Raw genomic sequence first — 4,642 nt, forward strand, 5'->3', positions numbered from 1 at the left:
TAGTCATTAGTCATTAGTCATTAGTCATTAGTCATTAGTCATTAGTCATTAGTCATTAGTCATTAGTCATTAGTCATTAGTCATTAGTCATTAGTCATTAGTCATTAGTCATTAGTCATTAGTCATTTAGGGCTATTTCGTTCTAGACATAAACCGCCCAGAACTAAATAAAGTTCCAGGCTAACAGCTAAAGTCCGTTAAAACGGACTATAACCTTTTCTCAGTCGTCTTTAGACGACTTTCGCTATTAGACTCAGAATTCATTCTGAGGCGGGCTAGATGAGAATGAAATAGCCCTGATTAGTCATTAGTCATTAGGCATAGGTTATTTTCCTCATCCCCCTCATCCCCCTCATCCCCCTCATCCCCCTCATCCCCCTCATCCTCCCCCACTCCCTACTCCCCACTTACTCTTAACTCAGCATGACAATCTTCTACCGAAGTGCGTTGTCGCATGGCATTAACTAAAGTCTCGTAGCTAGACCAATTTTCTTCCAGTAGGGTTTTTGCTTGCAGGGTATGAAACCGCAATTTCTGCTGATAAACTGATTCAGAAAATCCCAAAGTTGTCAAGACTCCTATCAGCTTATTTTTATCATCAGCTCCACCCTCAGCATTATTAAAAACTAAGGTTTCAGCGGCAATACCTGCCATCCAAACAGTACAGTAGCGGTCTAGCATTTGGGCGCTGATTTTACCCACTTCTAGTTGAGATGCTAATTCGCCATCATCAAAGCTAACGCCACCTTGCCCAGGTTGACCCTGTTTCCAGGCTTCCCAAGCGCTGAGTGTGTAGCCGGTAACGGGAATACCTAACAGGTAAGCAACCAAGAAATGCCCTGCTTCGTGGTGGACAATGCGATCGCGGTGTTCACTTGAAAATCCAGCAATCCAATCTAAAAAGATAGTACCACCTTTGCCTTGTAAGCTAAAACTGTCAAAAGTGGCTATTCCCAAAATAGCGAAGGTAGTAAGCGCTGGTACTACGGGCGACAAGTGAATGAATGGCCCCAGCAGGCTGGACATGGTGATGAGAAAGATAGATATTGCAACTAAATTTAAGGTAGTCTGGCTCATTGAGAGTTTTCTGAGAATCTGCTTAATCTCTCTTCATTATCAGGCGATCGCACAGCTTTTGTATCAAGCTGGTTGTAGCGATCGCCTAATTTTTTCATCTTACACCTAATTAAATTACTGGCTTTATAACGAATGTTTTCTCTACCACTAGAATGATGGCTGCTTTTCCAGTCGCAAACATAATGTGATGTTAGTAGTGGCGTGGCAAGCCTGATGCTTTGAAGAAAGTAGCTGAAATCTTGCACCAGTCCGAAAAACCGCCTCAGAATGAATTCTGAGGCTAATAGCTAAAGTCTTCTAAAGAAGACTGAAGAAGGGTTGTAGTCCACTTGAGTGGACTTTAGCTATCAGCCCAGAAATTTATTTCTGGGCGGGCGATGGTGCTAATCGAGAATGCTGCAAGATATCAGTAGAGGAGTAATGTTTAGTCATGAGCAAAGATGTTAAATCAGTGATTGGCGAGTTTCATCAAGTTGTCAATATGACACCCAAAGAACTAGAGTTTTGGCTAGATACGGATGAGTCGCAAACTGTGGGGCAAAAGGATGGCGACGATGAGTCAATCGGTCATAAATCTGGGCGGCGTATCATCCAGTTATTGCAGAAAAAAGATGACTATAGCGATGATGACCTTTCGCACATGAAGAAAGTTATTAGTTATGTCCATCGTCACATGGCGCAGCAACCATCGGGCGACTTAGAACATACACGCTGGTACTACTCTTTGAAGAATTGGGGACACGACCCACTCAAGTAAAGTACCTCATTGGCGGTTGCAAACAGCAGGTTGCTAATTTTTACCTCAATCGGCAATTTTAACTTCAGGATTGTGCAATCGATAGCAGATAGCTTTGTCGAATAAAACCCGCTTGAATGATTCATCTAGGCTGATAGTCGTTTCACCACTACCGAGAAACAAGTAGCCATCTGGTCTTAATTGCTGCTTGATCTTTTTTAGCAAAGCTTTTTTGGTAACAACATCAAAGTAGATTAAAACATTCCGTAAAAAGATAACGTCGAATTGCGGCAGAGATGACCAAGATTGCAAAAGATTCAACTGACGAAAATCAACCATCTGGCGGATTTGTTCCTTTATTTGCCAATCAGTATCTAGTCTTTGAAAGTAGCGATCGCGAATATTTTTAGGTAGTCCACGATTCATTTCAAGTTGGTTATAATACCCCTCGCGGGCGCGTGCTAAAACTTTAGTAGAAAAATCAGTCGCAATTAGCTTGTGCGACCAATTACTAAGCATGGGAAAATGTTCATTAATTAGTATGGCGATGCTATAAGGTTCTTGTCCATTAGAGCAGGCAGCACACCAAATGTTGAGCGATCGCTCAATTGCTCGTTGTTTAATTAACTCTGGTAGCACGTATTTTTTCAATGCTTCAAAAGGGTGGTTATCACGGAAGAATGAGGTTTCGTTAGTGACTAGCGCCTCAATTGTCTGGACGTGAAGACTATTAAACGGCTGAGTTCGCAAGTAAGTGACCAAATCAGCGATAGAAGCTAATCCTGCCGATTCGATAATTGGTTGCAAATGTAACTCTGCTAAATAGGTTTTATCACCAAACAACACAACGGCTGAATGATGATGAACTAATTCCCGAAGATACTCAAAATCGGTAGTGCTTACACCCATAATCTGTGTTATTATATCATGTCCGATAAATTACTTGTGATATGTCATTGCGAGTGGAACGAAGTGAAACGAAGCAATCACAACGTCTGGAGCGATTGCTTCACTCCGTACCCTTCGGGAACGCTAAGAGCGAACGCAATGACAACTGTTTAACCGGAGGTGATATTACAGGTCAGAAAGAGGAACTTGATTGAAACGAATTCTGTGCATAATTTCATTTGCGATCTCATTAAGTGGAAGAATTTTATTGGCAAGTCCGGCATTAACAACAAAACCAGGCATTCCCCACACGACGCTAGTAGCTTTATCTTGTGCAACTACCTCTCCACCCGCCTCGCGTATGCACTGACAGCCATGTAACCCATCTTGCCCCATACCCGTGAGAATAACTGCGATCGCCCCAGCCCCATAAACCTGTGCAACCGATCGCAACAGCACATCGACTGAAGGACGACAAGAATTTTCTCTTGATGCTTGATGGGTAGCAAGTCGAACCCCAGTATTGTCGCGTTGCACGATTAGATGAAAATCTCCTGGTGCAATCCACGCATGTCCCGGTTTTAGTATCTGTCCAGAAACCGCTTCATTTACTGGAATTTGGCACTTGGAAGCTAATTGTTTAGCTAGTAGTTTTGTAAACATTGGCGGCATGTGTTGCACAATTAAAATTGGCACTGATAAATCTGCTGGAAACTCCTTAAGCACTACAGCCAGAGCATTTGGGCCTCCGGTAGAAACCCCAATTGCCACAACCTCCACCTGCTGTATATCGCTACGAACTGGAAAAATAAGTGGATGAATAATTGTGCTGGGTGTGAAAAATGTACCAAATACCTTAATTTTAGGAATTAAATCATCCCGAATATGTTGGGTTGCTGCCTCTACATTTCCTAAGTTATTAGGTTTTGTGGCATAGTCTGAAGCCCCTAAAGAAAGAGCTTCCAGCGTTGCGATCGCTCCACTGCGTGTGAAGGTACTATACATAATGACTGGTAAGTGTGGATACTTCTGTCGGATAGCGACCAGAGTTTGCAAACCATCCATCTCCGGCATCTCAATATCCAGGATGATCACATCGGGATTAACATGGGAAATCTTGGCAAGGGCAATGCGACCGTTAGCCGCGACTCCTACCACCTCCAGTTGTGGATCGCTAGACAAAATTTTACTTAATCGACTCCGTACTAATACGGCGTCATCAACAATTAGTACCCGGATTTTGGGCATTGGGCATTGGGGATTGGGGAATGGGGAGTGGAGTTTTTATGCTTGTTCACGAGTATCAAAGGCTCATTAATGGAGTTCAAAGGCTCATTAATGGAGTTCAAAGGTTCATTAATGGAGTTCAAAGGCTCATTAATGGAGTTCAAAGGCTCATTAATGGAGTTCAAAGGTTCATTAATGGAGTTCAAAGGTTCATTAATGGAGTTCAAAGACTCATTAATGGAGTTCAAAGGTTCATTAATGGAGTTCAAAGGTTCATTAATGGATTCTAAAATATATCTCCTCTCCTGCCCCCTGCCACTTCTTCGGGACTATTGGTGTCAACAAAAGCCTAGAAATAACTTAACTGTTGGCTGACTCACCCGCCTGGAACTAAAGTTCTTTGGCTTTCAGCTAAAGTCTACTGAAGTAGACTAAAGATTTTTAGGTATATTTAGTCATCTTCAGATGACTTTTGCTATTAGCAAGGAACTTCAGTTCCTTGCGGGACATAGCTTTTACGTTAAGTTGACACGTATGAGCAATGGGCTTTACCCCTACCGCGTGGTCTATTTACCTGAAAATAGCTGTAACTGTTGGCTGACTCACCCGCCTGGAACTAAAGTTCTTTGGCTTTCAGCTAAAGTCTACTGAAGTAGACTAAAGATTTTTAGGTATATTTAGTCATCTTCAGATGACTTTTGCTATTAGCAAGGA

The 4,642-nt window shown here is 42.4% G+C and carries 6 protein-coding genes; 1 reads left to right on the forward strand and 5 read right to left on the reverse strand.

Annotated features, from left to right (window positions below):
• Positions 1–396 precede the first annotated feature (396 nt).
• Both LC574_RS27455 and LC574_RS27460 read right to left on the reverse strand, forming a co-directional pair.
• Positions 397–1,077, reverse strand: a complete 681-nt coding sequence (locus LC574_RS27455) for an ATP-dependent Zn protease (protein ID WP_229456822.1) — start codon at positions 1,075–1,077, stop codon at positions 397–399.
• Positions 1,074–1,322 (reverse strand): hypothetical protein, encoded by a 249-nt coding sequence (locus LC574_RS27460; RefSeq protein ID WP_229456823.1) that lies wholly within the window; start codon positions 1,320–1,322, stop codon positions 1,074–1,076. Before LC574_RS27460 ends, LC574_RS27455 begins: the two co-directional genes overlap by 4 nt.
• 185 nt (positions 1,323–1,507) lie before the next feature.
• On the opposite strand from LC574_RS27460, the gene LC574_RS27465 reads away from it, so the two are divergent.
• Entirely contained in the window at positions 1,508–1,834 is a 327-nt protein-coding gene (locus tag LC574_RS27465) for a DUF3140 domain-containing protein (RefSeq protein ID WP_229456824.1), read from the forward strand.
• Positions 1,835–1,879: 45 nt separating this feature from the next.
• Here the strand turns inward: LC574_RS27465 and LC574_RS27470 are convergent, their stop codons facing one another.
• The 3 genes from LC574_RS27470 to LC574_RS27480 form a co-directional block, all read right to left on the reverse strand.
• Complete coding sequence (locus LC574_RS27470) at positions 1,880–2,722, reverse strand: protein-glutamate O-methyltransferase CheR (protein WP_229456825.1); 843 nt, start codon at positions 2,720–2,722, stop codon at positions 1,880–1,882.
• A gap of 165 nt (positions 2,723–2,887) precedes the next feature.
• Complete coding sequence (locus LC574_RS27475; RefSeq protein ID WP_229456826.1) at positions 2,888–3,949, reverse strand: chemotaxis response regulator protein-glutamate methylesterase; 1,062 nt, start codon at positions 3,947–3,949, stop codon at positions 2,888–2,890.
• Positions 3,928–4,197 (reverse strand): hypothetical protein, encoded by a 270-nt coding sequence (locus LC574_RS27480; RefSeq protein ID WP_229456827.1) that lies wholly within the window; start codon positions 4,195–4,197, stop codon positions 3,928–3,930. Before LC574_RS27480 ends, LC574_RS27475 begins: the two co-directional genes overlap by 22 nt.
• Positions 4,198–4,642: the final 445 nt, after the last annotated feature.

Source organism: Nostoc sp. CHAB 5715 (genome assembly GCF_020829685.1).
Classification (GTDB): domain Bacteria; phylum Cyanobacteriota; class Cyanobacteriia; order Cyanobacteriales; family Nostocaceae; genus Nostoc.

What these genes read in the sequence shown, in the direction of transcription:
- LC574_RS27455 (WP_229456822.1), bottom strand. Translation starts at nt 1,077, where the DNA reads ATGAGCCAGACTACCTTAAATTTAGTTGCAATATCTATCTTTCTCATC.
- LC574_RS27470 (WP_229456825.1), bottom strand. Translation starts at nt 2,722, where the DNA reads ATGGGTGTAAGCACTACCGATTTTGAGTATCTTCGGGAATTAGTTCAT.
- LC574_RS27465 (WP_229456824.1), top strand. Translation starts at nt 1,508, where the DNA reads ATGAGCAAAGATGTTAAATCAGTGATTGGCGAGTTTCATCAAGTTGTC.
- LC574_RS27475 (WP_229456826.1), bottom strand. Translation starts at nt 3,949, where the DNA reads ATGCCCAAAATCCGGGTACTAATTGTTGATGACGCCGTATTAGTACGG.